Consider the following 20,220-nt stretch of genomic DNA (forward strand, 5'->3'; position numbering starts at 1 on the left):
TGTGTGGTTTAGTTTCTGCGAGCTCGTGCGCCGCCCCGGGCGGGCGCGGGTGGGCGTTGCCGGCCCCGCCGGCCCGCGGGCGGGGCCCCCCCGCCGCCCCCCCCCACTTTTCTGGATTTGTCCGAGCCGGCCGCCCGGGGACCTCAGGCCTTGCGGGCCCGGGTCGTCTTCTTCGCGGGCGCCGTCTTCCTCGTGGCCCCGGCCGCCTTCTTCGTGGCCGTGTTGTCGGCGGCCGTGACGGTCGCCGTCTTCTTCGCCGCCGACTTGGCCGCGACCGTCTTCTTCGCCACCGTCTTGCGTGGGGCCTTCACCGAGCTGGCATCGCTGATGCGGTCGGCGCCGAGGATCTCGCGCAGGAACTTGCCGGTATGGCTGGTCGGGACGGCGGCGATCTCCTCGGGCGTGCCCTCCGCGACGACGAGTCCGCCGCCGGCACCGCCTTCCGGACCCATGTCGACGACCCAGTCCGCGGTCTTGATCACATCGAGGTTGTGCTCGATGACGATGACCGTGTTGCCCTTGTCGACGAGGCCGGCGAGGACCTTCAGCAGTTTGCTGATGTCCTCGAAGTGCAGACCCGTGGTCGGCTCGTCCAGGACGTAGACCGTACGCCCGGTGGAGCGCTTCTGCAGCTCGCTGGCGAGCTTCACGCGCTGTGCCTCACCGCCGGACAGAGTGGTCGCCGACTGGCCGAGACGGACGTAGCCGAGACCGACGTCGTTCAGCGTCGTGAGGTGGCGGTTGATCGCCGGGACGGCCTCGAAGAAGTGCATGGCTTCTTCGATGGGCATGTTCAGGACCTCGGAGATGGACTTGCCCTTGTAGTGGACCTCCAGCGTCTCCCGGTTGTACCGGGCTCCGTGGCAGACCTCGCACGGGACGTAGACGTCCGGGAGGAAGTTCATCTCGATCTTGATGGTGCCGTCGCCCGCACAGTTCTCGCAGCGGCCGCCCTTGACGTTGAAGGAGAAGCGGCCCGGCAGGTAGCCACGGACCTTCGCCTCAGTGGTCTCGGCGAACAGCTTGCGGACGTGATCGAAGACACCGGTGTACGTCGCCGGGTTCGATCGCGGGGTGCGGCCGATGGGCGACTGGTCGACGTGCACGACCTTGTCGACGAGGTCGTCGCCGTCCACCCGCGTGTGTCTGCCGGGGACGTTCCGCGCACCGTTCAGCTCGCGCGCGAGATGCGTGTACAGGATGTCGTTGACCAGCGTCGACTTGCCGGAGCCGGACACACCCGTGACGGCCGTGAACACGCCCAGCGGGAAGGACACGTCGATGTCCTGGAGGTTGTTCTCGCGGGCGCCGTGCACCGTGAGCCGACGGGACGGGTCCTGCGGGCGGCGGATGTCAGGCAGCGGGATCGCCTTCTTGCCGGACAGGTACTGGCCGGTCTGCGACTCCTCGTTGGCCAGCAGCTCCTTGAGGGAGCCGCTGTGTACGACCTTGCCACCGTGCTCGCCGGCGCCGGGGCCGATGTCCACTACCCAGTCGGCGACCTTGATGGTGTCCTCGTCGTGCTCGACGACGATGAGCGTGTTGCCCATGTCGCGGAGCCGGACCAGGGTCTCGATCAGCCGGTGGTTGTCGCGCTGGTGCAGGCCGATCGACGGCTCGTCGAGGACGTACAGGACACCGACCAGACCGGAGCCGATCTGGGTGGCCAGGCGGATCCGCTGCGCCTCGCCGCCGGAGAGCGTGCCGGCCGCGCGGTTCAGCGAGAGGTAGTCCAGACCGACGTCGACCAGGAACCGCAGCCGCTCGTTGACCTCCTTCAGGACGCGCTCGGCGATCTTCTTGTCGCGCGCGTTGAGCTTGAGCTCGCCGAGGAATTCCGCGCAGTCGCTGATGGACATCGCCGAGACCTCGGCGATCGACTTGTCCATGATCGTGACCGCGAGGACGATCGGCTTCAGGCGCGTGCCCTGACAGGTCGGGCAGGGCACCTCGCGCATGTAGCCCTCGAAGCGCTCCCGGCTGGCGTCGCTCTCGGACTCACTGTGCCGGCGCTTGACGAAGGGCACCGCCCCCTCGAAGGGCGTCGTGTACACGCGCTCGCGTCCGTACCGGTTGCGGTAGCGGACCTCGATCTGCGTCTTGTGGCCGTAGAGCAGGGCCTTCCTGGCGCGCTGCGGCAGGCCGGCGAAGGGGATGTCGGTGCGGAACCCCAGCGCGTCCGCGAGGGCGCCGATCAGGCGGCCGAAGTAGTCCTTGGTGTGCCCGTGCGACCAGGGGTGGATGGCACCCTCGTCGAGGGACTTGTCCTCGTCGGGGACGATCAGCTCCGGGTCGACCTCCATGCGCGTGCCGATGCCGGTGCACTCGGGGCAGGCGCCGAAGGGCGAGTTGAAGGAGAAGGAGCGGGGCTCCAGCTCCTCGAAGGACAGATCGTCGTACGGGCAGTACAGGTGCTCCGAGTACATGCGCTCGCGCTCGGGGTCGTCCTCGGGGAGGTCGACGAAGTCGAGCACGACCATGCCGCCGGACAGGCCCAGCGCGGTCTCCACGGAGTCCGTGAGGCGGCGCTTGGCGGTGTCCTTCACCGTGAGGCGGTCGACGACCACCTCGATGGTGTGCTTCTCCTGCTTCTTCAGCGTCGGCGGTTCGGAGAGCTGAACGGTCTCGCCGTCCACGCGCGCGCGGGAGTAGCCCTTGGTCTGGAGGTCGGCGAAGAGGTCGGCGAACTCGCCCTTGCGCTCGCGCACCAGCGGTGAAAGCACCTGGAAGCGGCTCCCCTCGGGCAGCTCCAGCACCTTGTCGACGATGGCCTGCGGCGACTGGCGGGAGATCGGTCGGCCGCACTCGGGGCAGTGCGGCTTACCGATGCGCGCGAAGAGCAGACGCAGGTAGTCGTAGACCTCGGTGATGGTGCCGACCGTCGAGCGCGGGTTGCGCGAGGTCGACTTCTGGTCGATGGACACCGCCGGGGACAGGCCCTCGATGAAGTCCACGTCCGGCTTGTCCATCTGCCCGAGGAACTGGCGCGCGTACGAGGAGAGCGACTCCACGTAGCGCCGCTGGCCCTCGGCGAAGATCGTGTCGAAGGCCAGGGAGGACTTGCCCGACCCGGACAGCCCCGTGAAGACGATGAGCGAGTCACGAGGCAGGTCGAGCGAGACATTCTTCAGATTGTGCTCGCGCGCGCCACGGACGATGAGACGGTCGGCCACAGCCGGTCCGCACCTTTCTTGAGAGAAGTGACAGGGGCAGGGCCCCGTGCTTCTTCAGACTAGGGGGAGCCACTGACAACGCCGGTTGGATTCCTGGATGCGTAAACAATCCCGGACCATCCAGCATGCCCGACGCCGCCACCGACGATATAGCACGCGCATTCGATTTACGGACCTCGTGCGAAACCTTCACCCGAAGGAGTGGCGGGGCTACTGTCAGCCGCATGATTGATCACGCTCATGACCTGGCGTCTGTACAGGAAGCGACGGACCGGCTCCTCACCGCAGTCGCCAAACTGGACAACGCGTCCGTCGCGCGACCGTCACGGCTGCCCGGTTGGACGGTCGGTCACGTCCTGGCCCACCTCGCCCGCAACGCGGACGCGCTCACGAACGTCCTCGACGGGCGTCCCATGTACGTCTCCGGCGGGGCCCGGGACGCCGACATCGAGCGGGACGCCCCGCGCCCGCTCGACGCCCACCTCGCCGACCTGCGCGAAAGCGACGCCCGGTTCCGGGCCCGCGGGGCGGAGCCCGCGGACTGGACGCGCACGGTGGAGCTGCGCAACGGGGTCACCGACGCGGCGGCACGGGTCCCGTTCCGGCGCTGGGGCGAGGTCGAGCTGCACCACGTCGACCTCGGGATCGGCTACGAGCTGGAAGACCTCCCGGCGGAGTTCACGGAACGCGAGATCGACTTCCTGGCGGAACGCTTCGGCGGCCACCGGGACGTTCCCTCGACCGGACTGCGTGCCGACGGCGGCCGCGTCTGGACGACGGGCGGTGGCGCCCCCGGAGACCCGGTCGGCATCGAAGGAAGCGCCGCGGATCTGCTCGGCTGGCTCGCCGGTCGCCGTGACGGTTCGGCCCTGACGGTGCGGGGCGGCGCCCTGCCCGCGCTTCCGCCGCTGTAGCGCACGGCACCTCGCGGGCCACTCCCCGCTATAGGCTGACCGCCATGACGTACAGCGGAGAGGTGACGGTCGGCGGACCGGCGGACGTGCACGAGCTCAAGGACCTGATGATCACCAAGATCGCGGTCGGGCCCATGGACAACAACGCCTATCTGCTGCGCTGCCGCGCCACGGACGAGCAACTGCTGATCGACGCGGCCAACGACGCCGAGACGCTCCTTGGCATGATCGGTGACGACGGCATCGCGTCCGTTGTCACCACGCACCAGCACGGCGACCACTGGCAGGCGCTGGCTGAGGTCGTCGCCACCACCGGCGCACGGACGTACGCGGGCCGCGAGGACGCCTCCGGCATCCCGGTCACCACCGACGTCGCCGTCGACGACGGCGACGTCATCCGGGTCGGCCAGGTCGAACTGACCGCCCGCCACCTCGTCGGTCACACCCCCGGCTCCATCGCCCTGGTCTACGACGACCCGCACGGCCACCCGCACGTCTTCACCGGGGACTGTCTCTTCCCCGGCGGGGTGGGCAACACGCACAAGAACGCGAAGGCCTTCGCCAGCCTGATCCACGACGTCGAGACGAAGATCTTCGACGTGCTGCCGGACGAGACCTGGGTGTACCCGGGGCACGGCAACGACACCACACTGGGCACGGAGCGCCCGCACCTGCCGGAGTGGCACGCGCGCGGGTGGTGAGCGCCGGCGGGTACGCACGCCATGAGCGTGAGCCGTGGGCGTGAGCCATCCGCGTGAGCCGTCCGCGCCCGGCGCGTGATTCTCAACTCGCGCCCGGCGCGCGCCTCTTCACCCCCGCCCGGCGCGCACTACGGCACACGCCCCGCGCGGACTCGTCGCGCGCCCCGTGTGAACAGTTCGCACGCGCCGGGGTCCAGCGCACGCTCCCCCTGCGCGTCGTTGCGCGGTCAACTGGTGTCAGCCCCGCACAGGATGACGGCTCCTGCGCGGTACGGGCCGCCGGTCACCATTCCCCGCCCTCGACCGGCGGCCCCGGCATGGTCGCTTCGCAACCCGCGACGGGCAACGTTCACAAGACCGCAACACCGGTTCCCACTATGCGGACAGATAACCCCTTGACCTGGACATACGCGGCGTTCGCTGTCACTCTCCCGCCATGCACCCTGCCCCGAGCGCACTGCGTCGCGCTGTCGCCGCCGCCACCATAGCCCTGCTCGCCACCGCTGTCGGCTGTGCTCCGCAGCCGGAGGAGAAGGCTTCCGGCGGGTCTTCCTCTTCGGCCGGAACCACGTGCGCCAAGGGCAAGCTGGCCACCCAGACGTCCGGCAGGCTGACGGTCGCGACGGACGAACCGGCGTACGAGCCGTGGTTCAAGGACGACAAGCCGGCCAACGGCGAGGGCTTCGAGTCGGCGGTCGCGTACGCCGTGGCGAAGCAACTGGGGTACGACAAGAGCGCGGTCGTCTGGCAGAGCGTGCCGTTCAACAAGGCGTTCGCGCCCGGTGTGAAGACCTTCGACTTCGACATCAACCAGGTGTCCATCAGCACCGAGCGCAAGAAGGCCGTGGACTTCTCCTCGGGTTACTACGACGTGCGCCAGGCGGTCATCGCGCTCAAGGGCAGCAAGGCCGCGAAGGCGACCGGTATCGCGGATCTGAAGGGCCTCAAGCTGGGCGCCCAGGTCGGCACCACCAGCCTCGACTACATCACCGACGTGGTGAAGCCGTCGCAGCAGCCCGCCGTGTACGCCAAGAACGACCAGGCCAAGTCGGCGCTGAAGAACGGCCAGGTGGACGCGATCGTGGTCGATCTGCCGACCGCCTTCTACATCACCTCGGCCGAGGTGACGAACGCGAAAATCGTCGGCCAGTTCGAGAACCAGGGCGGCACGCCCGAGCAGTTCGGCCTGGTCCTCGACAAGGGCAGCGCGCTCACCTCGTGCGTCACGAACGCCGTCGACGCGCTGCGCAAGGACGGCACACTGGCCAAGATCGAGCAGCAGTGGCTGTCCGACGCCGTCGACGCCCCGGTGCTCAAGTGACCGTCACCAAGGACGGGTCCGGCCGGGAGGGCGCGGACGGCACGAGTGACATGGCCGCGCACGGGGGCGACGGCTACACCCCGTCCGAACGGCGGCTGGAACGGGAGCGCTACAGGCGTGCCCGCGCCCGCCGCGCCACCGCGATCGCCGCGCTCTCGACGCTGGTCACAGCGGTCGTGCTCTACCTGGTCGTCGTGAACGCGCCCGGCTGGCCGCGCACCAAGGAGACGTTCTTCAACGGGCAGTACGCGCGCGAGGCGTTGCCGAAGGTCCTCGAAGGGCTGTGGCTGAACGTCCGGCTGCTGGTCGTCTGCGGTGCCGCCGTACTGGTCCTCGGCATGCTGATCGCCATCGCGCGCACGCTGCGCGGGCCGGTGTTCTTCCCGTTGCGGGCGCTCGCGGCGGCGTACACCGACTTCTTCCGCGGGCTGCCGCTGATCATCAACCTGATGATCGTGGTCCTGGGTGTCCCGGCGCTGCGGCTGCAGGGCGTGACGGTCGATCCGGTGCTGCTGGGCGGTACCGCGCTGACACTGACGTACTCCGCCTACGTGGCCGAGGTGTTCCGCGCCGGCATCGAGTCGGTCCACCCTTCGCAGCGCGCGGCGGCCCGCTCGCTCGGCCTCACCAACCGGCAGGCCCTGCGCCATGTGATCCTTCCACAGGCTGTACGACGCCAGGTGCCGCCGCTGCTGAACGACCTGGTGTCGCTCCAGAAGGACACCGGTCTCGTGTCGATCGGCGGTGCGATCGACGCCGTACGGGCGGCCGACATCATCGTGGGCCGCAGCCTCAACTACACGCCGTACATCGTCGCCGGGCTGCTCTTCGTGGCGCTGACCATCCCGATGACCCGCTTCACGGACTGGGTGACGGCACGGATGGACCGGCAGCGGGCCCAGGGAGGATCCATATGAGCGACGCACCTGTCCTGCGCATGGAGTCCGTCCGCAAGACCTTCGGCGGCTCGGTGGTGCTGCGGGACGTGGACCTGGCGGTCGCCCCGCACACGGTGACCGCGCTGATCGGCGCGTCCGGCTCCGGCAAGTCGACGCTGCTGCGCTGTGCCAACCTCCTCGAGGAGATCGACGACGGAGCGATCTGGCTGGAGGGCGAGGAGATCACCGCCCCGCGCGCGGACCAGGACGCGGTACGCCGCCGTATCGGCGTGGTCTTCCAGGCGTACAACCTCTTCCCGCACATGACCGTGCTGGACAACATCACCCTGGCACCGCGACGGGTGCACGGCGTCTCCCGCGCGGAGGCCGAGGAACGGGCCCGGGAGCTCCTGGAACGCCTCGGGCTGGGTGACAAGACGGGCGCCTACCCAGACCGGTTGAGCGGCGGTCAGCAGCAGCGGGTGGCGATCGTGCGCGCCCTTGCGGTACGGCCCCGGCTGCTGCTGCTCGACGAGATCACCGCCGCCCTCGACCCGGAGCTGGTCGGCGAGGTGCTCACCGTGGTCCGCGGTCTGAAGGACGAGGGCATGACCATGGTGCTGGCGACGCACGAGATGGGCTTCGCCCGGGACGTCGCCGACCAGGTCTGTTTCCTCGACGGCGGCGTCGTACTCGAACACGGCACCGCCGAGCAGGTGTTCGGCGATCCGCAGCAGGAGCGCACCCGGCGCTTCCTGCGGCGGATCGTGGAGGCCGGACGGCTCTGAGGCGTCAGGCGTCTGCCGTGGCGGCGCCGGCCAGCGCCGCCACCCGCTCCACGCCGAACACATAGCCCTGCACGCCGCATCCGGCGATCACGCCGTCGGCGCGCAGGGAGACATAGGAGTGGTGCCGGAACGACTCGCGCTTGTGGATGTTGGAGATGTGGACCTCCAACACAGGCATCCCATCGCAGGTGTTGAGGGCATCCAGGATGGCGACCGAGGTGTGCGAGTAGGCGCCCGGGTTGATGACGATCCCGCAGTGGCTGAGGCGCGCCTCGTGGATCCAGTCGACCAGTTCGCCCTCGTGGTTGGACTGCCGGAAGTCCACGGTGCCGCCGTGCGCGGCCGCCGCCTTGACGCAGAGGGCCTCGACGTCGGCGAGCGTGTCGGAGCCGTAGATCTCGGGCTGGCGCTGGCCGAGCAGGTTCAGGTTGGGCCCGTTGAGGATCATGATCGGGGCATTGGCCAGGGTGCGGGGCACACTTCCTCCGGTCCGTTCGGACGATGAGCGGCCCTGGGTGGACCGCGGCTCAGACCGGTTTATCACGGTGCGCCGAGGCGCCCGTGAAGGGCGCCGTGCGCCCCCGTAACGGACGGTCACCGTGGGTAGTTGACGCGGCATGCACGATGTACGCACCGTAAAGGTTCCCTCGATGCTGAGGCTGGCGGCCGCCTCGCTCGCCGGGACCGCCATCGAGTTCTACGACTTCTTCGTCTACGGCACGGCCGCGGCGCTCGTCCTGGGGCCGCTGTTCTTCCCGACGTTCTCGCCGCTCGCAGGCACGCTGGCGGCGTTCGGGACGTTCGGTGTGGGGTTCGTGGCCCGCCCGCTGGGCTCGGTACTGTTCGGGCACATCGGGGACCGGCGTGGCCGGCGTCCGGTCCTGGTCGCGTCCCTGCTGCTGACCGGCGCCTCGACGGTCGCGGTCGGCTGCCTGCCGACGTACGGCACGATCGGCGTGGCCGCGCCCGTGCTGCTGCTCGTGCTGCGCTTTCTGCAGGGGCTGGGGCTCGGCGGGGAGTGGGGCGGGGCAGTGCTGCTGACCGCGGAGCACGCGCCCCCTGGGCGGCGCGCCCTGTGGTCGAGCTTTCCGCAGATCGGCCCGGCCGTAGGCTTTCTGCTCGCCAACGGCGTGATGCTGGCCCTGTCCGCGTCGCTGTCCGAAGCACAGTTCGCGCAGTGGGGGTGGCGGGTGCCGTTCTGGGCGGCGGGAGCGCTGGCGCTGAGCGGGCTGTGGCTGCGTTCGTCGCTCGCCGAGAGCCCCCGGTTCCTGGAACTCGACGACCACGCGCGCGTGCCGATCGCCGAGGTCGTACGGCATCACTGGCGGCTGGTGCTGCTGACGGCGGGGGCGCTCGCGGTCGGGTACGCGGTGTTCTACGCGGTGACCACCTGGTCGCTGGCGTACGGGACGGACCGGCTCGGGGTGAGCCGGACCGTCATGCTCGTCTGCATCATGGCCGCCGTGGTGGTGAAGGGCTCGCTCACACCGGTGATGGCCCTGCTCGGCGACCGCTACGGGCGACGACCGCTGTGTCTTGCGGGGTGCACGGCCTCGGCGCTGTGGATGTTCCCGATGGTCGCGTTGCTGGCGACCGGTGAGCCCCTGTTGATGTTCCTCGGGTTCACGGGCGCGCTGGTCTCCTTCATCGCCATGTTCTCCGTCGTCGCCGCCTATCTGCCGGAGCTGTACGAGCCCCGGGTGCGCTGCACCGGCGCCGCCGTCGGCTACAACCTCGGCGGGGTCCTCGGAGGCGCGCTCACCCCGATCGTCGCGACGGCGCTGGCGGAGCACAGCGGACGGGTGCCGTGGGCTGTGGGGACGTATCTGACGGCGATCGCGCTGCTGAGCCTCGGCTGCTTCGCACTGCTGCCGGAGACGCGCCCGATGCCGGTAGCGGCGGCCGAGCCGGTCATCGGGTGATCCGGTCACCGGGCGAGTGCGCGCTAGGGGTTGATCGCCAGCTCCAGATAGGCGGCGAACAGCACCAGATGGACGCCGCCCTGGAGCGGTGTGGCCCGGCCCGGCACCACCGTGAGGGAGCTGACCACCACGGTGAGCGCGAGCAGCAGCATGTGGGTGGCGCCGAGGCCGAGTACCAGGGGGCCGGAGAGCCAGATGGAGGCCAGGGCGACGGCGGGGATGGTCAGCCCGATGCTGGCCATGGCCGAGCCGAGCGCCAGGTTGAGGCTGGTCTGCACACGGTCGCGGCGGGCGGAGCGCAGGGCCGCGATGGTCTCGGGAAGCAGCACCAGCAGGGCGATGATCACGCCGACGACGGCTTGGTGCAGTCCGGCCGCCTGTACGCCGGACTCGATCGTCGGCGACACGCCCTTGGCCAGTCCGACGACGCCGACGAGCGCGAGGCCCAGCAGGCCCAGGCTGATCCGGGCGGTGCGCGCGGAGGGCGCCTCGGCGTGGTCGTCGCCGGCGATCACCTCGCCCTGCCGGGTGATCGGCAGGAAGTAGTCGCGGTGCCGCACGGTCTGGGTGGCGACGAACAGGCCGTACAGGATCAGTGAGGAAAGGGCCGCGAAGGTCAGCTGGACGCCGGAGAACTCGGGGCCCGGTCTGCTGGTGGTGAAGGTCGGCAGGACCAGGCTGAGGGTAGCCAGGGTGGCCACGGTCGCGAGGGCGGCGCCGGTGCCCTCGGGGTTGAAGACCGCGGTGCCGTGGCGCAGGGAGGCGACGAGGAGACAGACGCCGACGATGCCGTTGCAGGTGATCATCACAGCGGCGAAGACGGTGTCCCGGGCAAGGGTGGAACTCTTGTCGCCGCCGTCGACCATGAGGGTGACGATCAGGGCCACCTCGATGATCGTGACGGCGACGGCGAGGACCAGGGAGCCGAAGGGTTCGCCCACCCGGTGGGCGACGACCTCGGCGTGGTGGACGGCGGCGAGCACGGATCCGGCGAGGACCACGGTCACCAGTGCGACGACCGCGCCGGGCAGATCACGACCCCAGGTGAACAGGAGCAGGACGACCGCGAGCACCGGCACGAGGAACGTCCACTGAGTGGTGAGCGACCTGAGCCGAGTGATCATGCAGCGATGGTGGCAGAGGCGTACAGGGTTCGCATGCCAGTCTTTTCGGCCCCCCCGGGGGGCTCGCCGTCGGCGCGGGACGGCCCCCGGGGTCGTACGGGTGCGGTCGATCGAACGGTTACGCGAAGTCGGTCATGTCCACGACGTCGCAGTCGGCGAAGGACGGCGGGCGGGTGCACAGGGCGGCCATCCGCTCGGCGAATTTGCTCGTCTCGGGGTCGTCACTGTTGCGCATGGCCTCCTCGTAGGAGTTGAACTCGATCACGCCCAGGTAGTGGCCGGGCCGGCTCCGGTCCCTGAGGATCAGTCGGCGCGTCGGGCTGTTCTCACCGCCGGCGAACTGGTTGCCCATCTCGTCCGCGAGGGCCCTCATCTCGTCGATGCGGTCGGTCTCGAAGTCGATGATCTGGACGAATGTCACGGTTGCCTCCACCGGGTGGCGGCGCCCCCGACCGGGGACGCTCCGCCACCCAACGAAGCACCGGGAGCGGCGGGTCGGCAATGCGCTTCGCACCGCTCCACGGAGTGGTTGTTCCTACGTCCGACGCGGTCAGACGTCGATGCTGTCCTTCGGAGCGCCTTCGCTCCGGCCCTGCGCCGCCTCGGCCGCCGCCTGCTTCCCGGAGGCCCGCAGGCTGGTGATCGTGGTGACGATCAGGACCGCGCAGATGACGCCGAGCGAGACCGGGATGCTGATCTCCGGGACATGGACGCCGGACTCGTGCAGGGCGTGCAGCACGAGTTTGACGCCGATGAAGCCGAGGATGATCGACAGGCCGTAGGAGAGGTGGACCAGCTTCCTCAGCAGACCGCCGATGAGGAAGTACAGCTGCCTCAGACCCATCAGCGCGAAGGCGTTGGCCGTGAAGACGATGTACGGGTCCTGCGTCAGGCCGAAGATCGCGGGGATGGAGTCCAGCGCGAACAGGACGTCGGTCGTACCGATCGCAAGCATCACGACCAGCATCGGGGTCATGACCCGCTTGCCGTTCTGCTGGATCCACAGCTTGGTGCCGTGGTAGCGGTCGGCCACACCGAACCTGCGTTCCGCGGCCTTGAGGAGCTTGTTCTCCTCGAACTCCTCTTCCTCCTCGTCGGCCCGGGCCTCCTGGATCAGCTTCCAGGCGGTCCAGATCAGGAAAGCGCCGAAGAGGTAGAACACCCAGGAGAAGTTGGCGAGGATCGCGGCGCCCGCGGCGATGAAGACGGCCCGCAGGACCAGGGCTATGAGGACGCCGACGAGCAGCACCCGCTGCTGGTACTGCGAGGGCACGGCGAACTTCGCCATGATCAGGACGAAGACGAAGAGGTTGTCGACGCTCAGCGACTTCTCGGTGATGAAGCCCGCGAAGAACTCGCCGCCCGGCTGGCTGCCGCCGAAGACGAGCAGGCCGAGGCCGAAGAGTCCGGCCAGGGCGATCCAGACGACGGTCCAGATTCCGGCTTCCTTGACGGATACGTCATGCGGCTTGCGGCCGATGAAGAAGTCGACCGCGATGAGGGCGGCCAGACCCAAGATGGTGAGGACCCAAAGGGTCACGGACACATCCACTGCGCCTCCGGTTTGTGAATGGCAAAGGGCCAGCGTCATCGCTGCCGGAGGTCTCTTCCACCCGAGACGGGCCGACGCCCCGGGATCCGGTCGGATCCGTATTGACGGGTACGCCGCAGCAGATAGGGAGTACTCCCCTCCGTGAGGAAAACAGTACCCCAATCACCAAGGAAAGGTAAAGCGATTGGTAAAAGAAAGACCAAGCCGCCTGGTCAGGTGGCTTTACATACGCTTGGTACGCGCGATCGCGACCTGGCTGAGCACCTGCTGGAGCACCTGGCTCCCGGCCGGCACGAGGCAGGGCTCGTACGTCCAGGCATGCCCCACCCACGGGTCGGCCAGGTGATCGTCCGGTACCGGCGTGAGTCGCATCAGTGAACGCCACAGCGGATCGAGCAACGGTCCATAGGCGGCGGCGTCCTCGCGGTCGGCGACCAGCAGGAGATGGACACCGACGTCCGGGCCCTCGTCCGCGAGATAGCGCAGCTGAGTGACGGCGCGGTCGTCGAAACCGTGCGGGAACTCGTTGACGATCAGCAGTTGCCGGGAGATGTCCAGACCGGGCGGCAGGGCATCCGCCGCGCCGCCGCGTACGGCCATCTGCACCAGGTCGACGCGCTCGGTCAGTCGACCCAGTACCTCCACCACACCGGCCGCGCCGGTCGCGGGTGGCCCGGCCAGTACGCCGGCCCCCGTCAGTGGGGCGAGCGCGGAGGCACCGGAACCGGCCGGATCGATGACCTGTACGCCGAACTCCCCGGCCGGGTGTACGGCGAGCAGCCGGGCCGCGAGCGCCACCGCCGTGTGCAGGGCGAGGTGCCGCAGGTCATCGGCGTCGGGAAAGCCACCGTCGGGAGTCGAGGTGAGGCCGCTGTCGATCCACAGGCCCCGCTCCAGCGGCAGCCGGACCAGCATCGGGATGCGGAGCGGATCGCTCTCCGCAAGGTGCAGGTCGCCCAGTCGCACGGCCATCGGCGGTTCCGTCGGTGCCTGGTAGGCATGCCAGACGGGGTTGTCCCAGCGTGCGTACGCCGGTGGCAGGGCGGGCTCGACGACCTCGGACTCGGCGGTGAGCTGGGCGAGGTCGCGGTCGAGGGCCGTCTGGGCCTGGTCGACCAGCTGGGCCTGCCGGGCGCGGGCCGCCTCGCGTGCGGCGTCGCCCGTGGAGCCCAGGCGGCTGCGCGGGTCGGCGAGGACCTGGTCGAGTTCCTTCTCCATACGGGACTCGGCGAAGTCGACGGCACTGCGGTACGCGGCCGTGGAGCGGGCCAGGTCCTCGAACATGCCCCAGACCTGGTTGTACAGCCGCTCGTCCATGGACCAGCCGACCGCATCGCCGGCGACGGGCGGCACGGGCCCGTCGGCCGGGGCGGGCGCCGCCGGGGCCGCCGACGCCGTGGGCGAGGACGCCTGGCGGCGCCTGGGATGCGTGTAGTCGATGGGGCCACCGACGGGCGTGGCGGCCGCGGCGGGTCCTTCAGAGACCTGGGACCGGCCGTCACCGAGTGCCGACTCTGATCCACCGAGTCCGCCAGGTCCGCCAGGTCCGCCGGAAGGGATCGGCTGGTCGCTGCCGTCGCCGGGTGCCTGAACGTCGTACGGGGACCCGGCACTGGTGCCGGACGGATCGGGGCCGGCGACGGAGGCGGCCGTACGACGGGAGCGGCCGGTGTCCGTGTGCACCGGGACCGACCGGGCCACACCGCGCGCCACCGCCTCCTCGATCCCGCGGGCGAGTTCGGCGGCCTGCGGCAGGCCCTGGTCGGTCAGGAGCGCGGTGAGGCCCTCCGCGTAGCCCTGGCCCACCGCGCGGATCTTCCAGGCGCCCTGGCGGCGGTAGAGCTCCAGGGCCACGACCGCCGACTCGGCGTCCAGGCCGGCGAGGGTGTAGCCCGCGACCTCGGTGCCGTCGAGGCCGGTGACCGCGGCGCGCGGCGCGGCGACCGCGCCGAAGCGGAACGGGCCGCCGAGGGCTGCGGGCAGAGCGATCAGGACGCTGACCCGGTGCACGGCCTCGGGCAGGGCGTCGACGTCGACGGCGAGCCGGTGTTCGGCGGCCGCTTGCCGGGAGACCTCGATCCCGGGCAGGGTGGGTGCGCCCGGATGGGCCACCCGGTCGGCGTCCCGCACCCGGCCGGCGTCGTCGGCGAGGGTGGCCCCGGCCACGACCGGCACATCGGCCGAGATCCGGATCTCGATCCGGTTCCGCGAGAGCGGATGGTTCTGCCCGCGCTTCAGCTCGGCCGCCATCGCCCATGTCCCCCTGTGTGTCGTGTCGTCGTGCGCCGCGGGGCTTCTCCTAGAGGACCGGCAGGATCGTGGGCACCAGGTCCTGGAAGGTGCGGCCCTTGGCCGGCACGCCCAGGGCCGTCAGCGTCCAGCCCGAGCCGGAGCGGTGCACCTTCGCCATGATCTGTGCGGTGTACTCACCGCCGCCGTCGAGCGTGTAGCGGGCGAGTTCCTGGCCGTTGGTCTCGTCGACCAGTCGACAGAAGGCGTTCTGCACCTCCTGGAAGGTCTGGCCGGTGAAGGAGTTGACGGTGAAGACGATCTGGTCGATGTGGACCGGGACGCGCGCGAGGTCGACGAGGATGGCCTCGTCGTCGCCGCCCTGCCCCGCGCCGCCGACGAGGTTGTCGCCCGTGTGCCGGACCGAGCCGTCGTCACTCACCAGGTGGCGGAAGAAGACGACGTCGACGGGCTGCTTGTCGGCGAACAGCACCGCCGAGGCGTCCAGGTCGATCTCCCGGGTGCGCGAGCCGAACAGCCCGCGCCGGGGTGCCGCCTTCCAACCAAGACCCATGCGGACCGCGCTCAGGGAGCCGCCGTCCTTCTTCTCCAGGCTGATGGCCTGACCCTTGGTCATGTTGACGGTCACGGCTGCTGTCCCCTCGTCGGATGTCCCCGGTTGCCGCGAAGTGCGCGGTTGTCCAAAACCCTATGCAGCGCCGCTGACAGTGCCGAACCCCGGCCCGCGGTTTGTGTCGGTGTTGCAACACTTCGCGCCCTTGCCGAGGTCCGGCGGCGACTCGGGGTTCAGGCCAGGCCCGCCTCCCTCATCTGACGCAGTTCCTTCTTCATCTCGGAGACCTCGTCACGCAGCCGGGCCGCGATCTCGAACTGCAGATCCGCGGCGGCGGCACGCATACGTTCCGTCATCTCCTCGATCTGCTCGGCGAGTTCGGCCGCCGGACGGTCGGTCGGCACCGTTTCCTTCGCCTTGCCCTTGGCCGCCTTGCCGGCCTTCGCGCCCTTGGCCGCCTTGTCGCCCAGGGCCGGAACGGGGGCCTTGGCCGCCTTGCCGTCCTTCTGCTTTCGGTAGCCCGAGCCAAGCAGCTGCTCGGTGTCCACCTCTTCGCGGGCGATCTGCGCGACGATGTCGTTGATCTTCTTGCGCAGCGGCTGCGGATCGATGCCGTTGGCCGTGTTGTAGGCGACCTGCTTCTCCCGGCGGCGGTTGGTCTCGTCGATGGCCCGCTCCATCGCCGGGGTGATCTTGTCGGCGTACATGTGGACCTGGCCGGAGACGTTGCGCGCCGCGCGGCCGATGGTCTGGATCAGTGAGGTGCCGGAGCGCAGGAAGCCCTCCTTGTCGGCGTCGAGGATGGCCACCAGGGACACCTCGGGCAGGTCGAGGCCCTCACGCAGCAGGTTGATGCCGACCAGGACGTCATACTCGCCGGAGCGCAGCTCGCGCAGCAGCTCGACGCGGCGCAGGGTGTCGACGTCGCTGTGCAGATAGCGCACCTGGATGCCGAGTTCCAGGAAGTAGTCGGTGAGGTCCTCGGCCATCTTCTTGGTGAGGGTGGTGACGAGGACGCGTTCGTCCTTCTCGGTGCGCTTGCGAATCTCGTGCACCAGGTCGTCGATCTGGCCCTCGGTGGGCTTGACGACGACCTCCGGGTCGACGAGGCCGGTGGGGCGGATGATCTGCTCGACGACGCCGTCCCCGCGGGACAGCTCGTAGGTGCCCGGGGTCGCCGACAGATACACGGCCTGCCCGATGCGCTCCTGGAACTCCTCCCACTTCAGGGGGCGGTTGTCCAGGGCGGAGGGCAGCCGGAAGCCGTGGTCCACGAGGGTGCGCTTGCGGGAGGCGTCGCCCTCGTACATGGCGCCGATCTGCGGCACGGTGACATGCGACTCGTCGATGACGAGGAGGAAGTCGTCCGGGAAGTAGTCGAGCAGGGTGTTGGGCGGAGAGCCGGGCGAGCGGCCGTCGAAGTGCATCGAGTAGTTCTCCACGCCGGAGCAGGTGCCGATCTGGCGGAGCATCTCGATGTCGTACGTGGTGCGCATGCGCAGCCGCTGGGCCTCCAGGAGCTTGCCCTGCTTCTCCAGCTCCGTGAGGCGCTCCGCCATCTCCTTCTCGATGTCGTTGACGGCCCGCTCCAGCCGCTCGGGACCCGCGATGTAGTGGGAGGCCGGGAAGACGTACAGCTGCTGGTCGTCGCTGATGATCTCGCCGGTGAGCGGGTGCAGCGTGGACAGCGCCTCGATCTCGTCGCCGAACATCTCGATGCGGACGGCGAGCTCCTCGTAGACCGGGAAGATCTCGATGGTGTCGCCCCGGACGCGGAAGGTGCCGCGGGTGAACGCCACGTCGTTGCGCGTGTACTGGATGTCGACGAAGCGGCGCAGCAGGAGGTCGCGGTCGATCTCGTCGCCGACCCGCAGCGGGACCATCCGGTCGACGTACTCCTGCGGTGTACCGAGGCCGTAGATGCAGGACACGGAGGCGACCACGATGACGTCGCGGCGGGTGAGCAGCGAGTTGGTGGCGGAGTGGCGCAGTCGCTCGACCTCTTCGTTGATCGAGGAGTCCTTCTCGATGTAGGTGTCCGACTGCGGGACGTACGCCTCGGGCTGGTAGTAGTCGTAGTACGAGACGAAGTACTCGACCGCGTTGTTCGGGAGGAGCTCGCGGAACTCGTTGGCCAGCTGGGCGGCCAGCGTCTTGTTCGGCGCCATCACCAGGGTGGGGCGCTGGAGCTTCTCGATCATCCACGCGGTGGTGGCGGACTTGCCGGTGCCGGTCGCGCCGAGGAGGACGACGTCCTTCTCACCGGCCTCGACGCGCTTGGCCAGCTCGGCGATGGCCGCCGGCTGGTCGCCGCTGGGCTGGTACGGGCTGACGACCTCGAAGGGCGCCACCGTGCGTTCGATGTGGGAAACGGGCCGCATGGGTTCCACCGTACGACCCCGCACTGACAACCGGTTCTGATCAGCGATTTTGCGGAGTGCGGGAGCTGTGGTGGCTCTGCTGGCGGCCGATGCGCAGCTGCGGGCGGCGGCTCGGGTGGTGGGTGACCTCGTCGGCCGGGACGCCCGGCTTGTGCTCCACGCGGAGCGGGTCCGGCCTGCCGATGATCATCATGGGGTCGAACACCACGACGGCGGCGGCGAGGCAGAGGAAGGCCAGCGGGCCGATCAGCATGGGGGCGAGCAGGGAGGCGGGCGAGTCGCCGGGGGGCGTGGCACCGGTGTTGTGGAGGTGCACGGTCATGGCGGCCATGCCGGTGTAGTGCATGCCGCTGACGGCGAGTCCCATCACGAGGCTCGCGCCGACGCTCCACAGGAAGCCGCGGATCTGCCCGGCCGCCCACAAGGCCGAGCTGGCGGCCACGACACCTATCACGACCGACGCGCCCACGGTGAGCGTGTTGTACTCCAGGGTCCCGTTGAGGCGCAGGCCGGCCATGCCGAGGTAGTGCATCGAGGCGATGCCCAGACCGGTGATCGTGCCGCCCGTGAAGAGCGCGGTTCCGGTGGCACCCCGGTAGCCGACTATGAAGATCCCGACACCCACCATGACGATGGCGAGGCCGAGGCTCGCAAAGGTGATCGTCTTGTCGTAGTGGACCGGCGTCTCCCTGACGCTGAACCCCATCATGGCGACGAAGTGCATGGTCCATATGCCGGAGCCGATCGCGGCCGACCCCAGGGCGAGCCAGGCGGGCCGCCAGGACTGGGCCACCAGCATCGCCCGGGTCGTGCAGCGCAGTCCGAGGGCACCGCCGAGGCAGGCCATCACATAGGCCACCAGCGGGGTGACGACCCCGTAGCTGAATCCGTCGACCGTGCCCTGCATACGTGGCTGCCCTTCACCCTTTGCGTCCCGGAATATTTGATATGCGCCCCCGTCCCAGGACCGCCCGAGCGGTCAGGGTTGACGCAGAGAGTATGACCCGCACCGGAATGGTCGAACGATTTTCCGGCAAAGAAACACGGCTTTGCCGCAGTTGTGCGGCACCAGTGAGCGGAGTTGGGTAACTCCATTCAATCTGTGGCCGTCCCGCACCCGGCTGCTGTTGACTCCTTGCTGTCAGTCTTGTGCTGTCCGTATTCATCCGACGTGAGGAGCACACATGCACGCGCGTGCCGTCGCCGCCACGACCACCGCGCTGCTCGGCACGGCCGCCCTGCTGAGCCCCGTGCCCGCCGCCCGGGCCGGCGACGTACGCGAGCCCACGGTGCTCGCGCACCGGGGCGCCTGCGCCTACGCACCCGAGAACACGCTGGCCGCCGTCGACAAGGCGGCCGCACTGGGCTTCACCTGGGTCGAGAACGACGTCCAGCGCACCAGGGACGGCCGGCTGGTGGTTCTCCACGACGACAGCCTTGCGCGCACCACGAACGTCGAACAGGTCTTCCCCGGCCGGGCGCCGTGGAAGGTGAAGGACTTCACCGCCGCCGAGATCTCCCGGCTGGACGCGGGCAGCTGGTTCTCCCCCTCCTACACGGGCACGCGCGTGCCCACGCTGGCGCAGTACATGCGCAGGATCGAGCACAACCACGAGAAACTGCTCCTGGAGATCAAGAACCCGGAGCTGTACCCGGGCATCGAGCAGCAGATCGTCAAGCTGCTGGGAAACGAGGGCTGGCTGGACGGACCGCACCTCGGCCGGTTCGTCGTGCAGAGCTTCAGCGCCGACAGCCTGCGCATCGTGCACGGTCTCAGGCCCGCCGTGACGACCGGCTACCTCGGCACACCGCCCGTGTCGGCCCTGCAGCGGTACGCGCGCTTTGCGGACCTGATCAACCCGTCGGTGGGGTCGATCTCCACCGGTTATGTCTCCTCCGTGCACTCGCTCGAGGGCCCGCACGGCACGCCGCTGCGCGTCTTCACCTGGACGGTGGACGACGCGGCCACCACCTGGAAGGCCGTCGGCTACGGCGTCGACGGGATCATCACCAACAAGCCGGACGTGGTGCGGGCCGCACTGCGCGCGAGCTGAGCGCGGCCGGACGGGCCGGCGTTGTCAGTGGCGGGTCGTACGGTGGGTCGCATGGACAGCGAAGGGCAGTACGAGCAGCGGGTGGTGTGGGCCGTCGCGGGCACCGACATCGGTCCGCTGCTGCTGGCGGCGACCCGCGAGGGCCTGGTCACCGTGGTGTTCCACGCCACGGACGCGGTGCGGGAGCGGACCCTGGAGCGGCTGGCGGCCCGGCTGGGCGCCGAGCCCGTCGAGGATGCCGCGGCGCCGGTGCTGGCCGAGGCGATACGCCAGCTGCGGGCGTACTTCGCGGGCGAGCGGCAGGACTTCGACCTGCCGCTGGACTGGTCGCTGATCTCCGGCTTCAACCGGCAGGTGCTGCGCGAACTGGCCGCCGGTGTCCCCTACGGCACCGTGGTCGGATACGGCGACCTGGCCGGGCGGGTCGGGCAGCCCGGCGGGGCGCAGGCGGTGGGCGCGGCGATGGGCGCCAATCCGCTGCCGGTCGTCGTGCCGTGTCACCGGGTGGTGGAGAGCGACGGCGGCATCGGCGGGTTCGGCGGCGGTCTGGAGACCAAGCGGAAGCTGCTCGCCCTCGAGGGCGTCCTGCCCGAGCCGCTGTTCTGAGGC

At 69.6% G+C, this 20,220-nt stretch carries 17 protein-coding genes; 8 read left to right on the forward strand and 9 right to left on the reverse strand.

Going from position 1 to position 20,220, the window contains the following annotated elements:
• Positions 1-143: 143 nt before the first annotated feature.
• Positions 144-3,173: an excinuclease ABC subunit UvrA gene (gene uvrA / locus ACWGJB_RS11915; RefSeq protein WP_453380052.1), complete on the reverse strand. Its 3,030-nt coding sequence runs from the start codon at positions 3,171-3,173 to the stop codon at positions 144-146.
• Between the two features lie 224 nt (positions 3,174-3,397).
• On the opposite strand from uvrA, the gene ACWGJB_RS11920 reads away from it, so the two are divergent.
• From ACWGJB_RS11920 to ACWGJB_RS11940, 5 genes are all read left to right on the forward strand, one after another.
• A complete protein-coding gene (locus ACWGJB_RS11920) occupies positions 3,398-4,087 on the forward strand; it encodes a maleylpyruvate isomerase family mycothiol-dependent enzyme (protein ID WP_453380053.1) in 690 nt (229 codons plus the stop codon).
• A 44-nt stretch (positions 4,088-4,131) separates the two neighbouring features.
• A complete protein-coding gene (locus ACWGJB_RS11925) occupies positions 4,132-4,788 on the forward strand; it encodes an MBL fold metallo-hydrolase (RefSeq protein WP_362568012.1) in 657 nt (218 codons plus the stop codon).
• A 436-nt stretch (positions 4,789-5,224) separates the two neighbouring features.
• Positions 5,225-6,109 carry an ABC transporter substrate-binding protein gene (locus tag ACWGJB_RS11930; RefSeq protein WP_453380054.1) on the forward strand — a complete coding sequence of 295 codons (885 nt, stop codon included), beginning with the start codon at positions 5,225-5,227 and terminating at the stop codon, positions 6,107-6,109.
• Complete coding sequence (locus tag ACWGJB_RS11935) at positions 6,106-7,026, forward strand: amino acid ABC transporter permease (protein ID WP_453380055.1); 921 nt, start codon at positions 6,106-6,108, stop codon at positions 7,024-7,026. Before ACWGJB_RS11930 ends, ACWGJB_RS11935 begins: the two co-directional genes overlap by 4 nt.
• Positions 7,023-7,775, forward strand: a complete 753-nt coding sequence (locus ACWGJB_RS11940) for an amino acid ABC transporter ATP-binding protein (protein ID WP_453380056.1) — start codon at positions 7,023-7,025, stop codon at positions 7,773-7,775. The genes ACWGJB_RS11935 and ACWGJB_RS11940 overlap by 4 nt, the downstream gene beginning before the upstream one ends.
• Before the next feature lie 4 nt (positions 7,776-7,779).
• Here the strand turns inward: ACWGJB_RS11940 and aroQ are convergent, their stop codons facing one another.
• Positions 7,780-8,253, reverse strand: a complete 474-nt coding sequence (gene aroQ / locus ACWGJB_RS11945; RefSeq protein ID WP_453380057.1) for a type II 3-dehydroquinate dehydratase — start codon at positions 8,251-8,253, stop codon at positions 7,780-7,782.
• 172 nt (positions 8,254-8,425) lie between these two features.
• Between aroQ and ACWGJB_RS11950 the strand changes: the two genes are divergently transcribed.
• Positions 8,426-9,697, forward strand: a complete 1,272-nt coding sequence (locus tag ACWGJB_RS11950) for an MFS transporter (protein WP_453380058.1) — start codon at positions 8,426-8,428, stop codon at positions 9,695-9,697.
• Positions 9,698-9,720: 23 nt separating this feature from the next.
• Here ACWGJB_RS11950 and ACWGJB_RS11955 read toward each other — a convergent pair whose 3' ends face one another.
• From ACWGJB_RS11955 to ACWGJB_RS11985, 7 genes are all read right to left on the reverse strand, one after another.
• Positions 9,721-10,821, reverse strand: coding sequence for a calcium:proton antiporter (locus ACWGJB_RS11955; RefSeq protein WP_453380059.1), 1,101 nt, complete (start codon positions 10,819-10,821; stop codon positions 9,721-9,723).
• 118 nt (positions 10,822-10,939) lie between these two features.
• Complete coding sequence (locus ACWGJB_RS11960) at positions 10,940-11,242, reverse strand: hypothetical protein (protein WP_453380060.1); 303 nt, start codon at positions 11,240-11,242, stop codon at positions 10,940-10,942.
• Positions 11,243-11,371: 129 nt separating this feature from the next.
• Complete coding sequence (locus tag ACWGJB_RS11965) at positions 11,372-12,373, reverse strand: TerC family protein (protein ID WP_453380061.1); 1,002 nt, start codon at positions 12,371-12,373, stop codon at positions 11,372-11,374.
• 222 nt (positions 12,374-12,595) lie between these two features.
• The gene (locus ACWGJB_RS11970; protein WP_453380062.1) at positions 12,596-14,623 is read right to left on the reverse strand and encodes a TerD family protein; all 2,028 of its coding nucleotides are present in this window, start codon (positions 14,621-14,623) and stop codon (positions 12,596-12,598) included.
• A gap of 49 nt (positions 14,624-14,672) precedes the next feature.
• Positions 14,673-15,251 (reverse strand): TerD family protein, encoded by a 579-nt coding sequence (locus ACWGJB_RS11975; protein ID WP_352224595.1) that lies wholly within the window; start codon positions 15,249-15,251, stop codon positions 14,673-14,675.
• A 158-nt stretch (positions 15,252-15,409) separates the two neighbouring features.
• Positions 15,410-17,557: an excinuclease ABC subunit UvrB gene (uvrB, locus tag ACWGJB_RS11980; RefSeq protein WP_453380063.1), complete on the reverse strand. Its 2,148-nt coding sequence runs from the start codon at positions 17,555-17,557 to the stop codon at positions 15,410-15,412.
• A gap of 40 nt (positions 17,558-17,597) precedes the next feature.
• On the reverse strand, positions 17,598-18,464 hold the full coding sequence (locus tag ACWGJB_RS11985) for an MHYT domain-containing protein (RefSeq protein WP_453380064.1): 867 nt from the start codon (positions 18,462-18,464) through the stop codon (positions 17,598-17,600).
• Positions 18,465-18,741: 277 nt separating this feature from the next.
• Between ACWGJB_RS11985 and ACWGJB_RS11990 the strand changes: the two genes are divergently transcribed.
• Both ACWGJB_RS11990 and ACWGJB_RS11995 read left to right on the forward strand, forming a co-directional pair.
• A complete protein-coding gene (locus tag ACWGJB_RS11990) occupies positions 18,742-19,611 on the forward strand; it encodes a glycerophosphodiester phosphodiesterase (RefSeq protein ID WP_453380065.1) in 870 nt (289 codons plus the stop codon).
• A 51-nt stretch (positions 19,612-19,662) separates the two neighbouring features.
• The gene (locus tag ACWGJB_RS11995) at positions 19,663-20,217 is read left to right on the forward strand and encodes a methylated-DNA--[protein]-cysteine S-methyltransferase (protein ID WP_453380066.1); all 555 of its coding nucleotides are present in this window, start codon (positions 19,663-19,665) and stop codon (positions 20,215-20,217) included.
• Positions 20,218-20,220: the final 3 nt, after the last annotated feature.

This window comes from Streptomyces sp. NPDC054813, assembly GCF_053611365.1.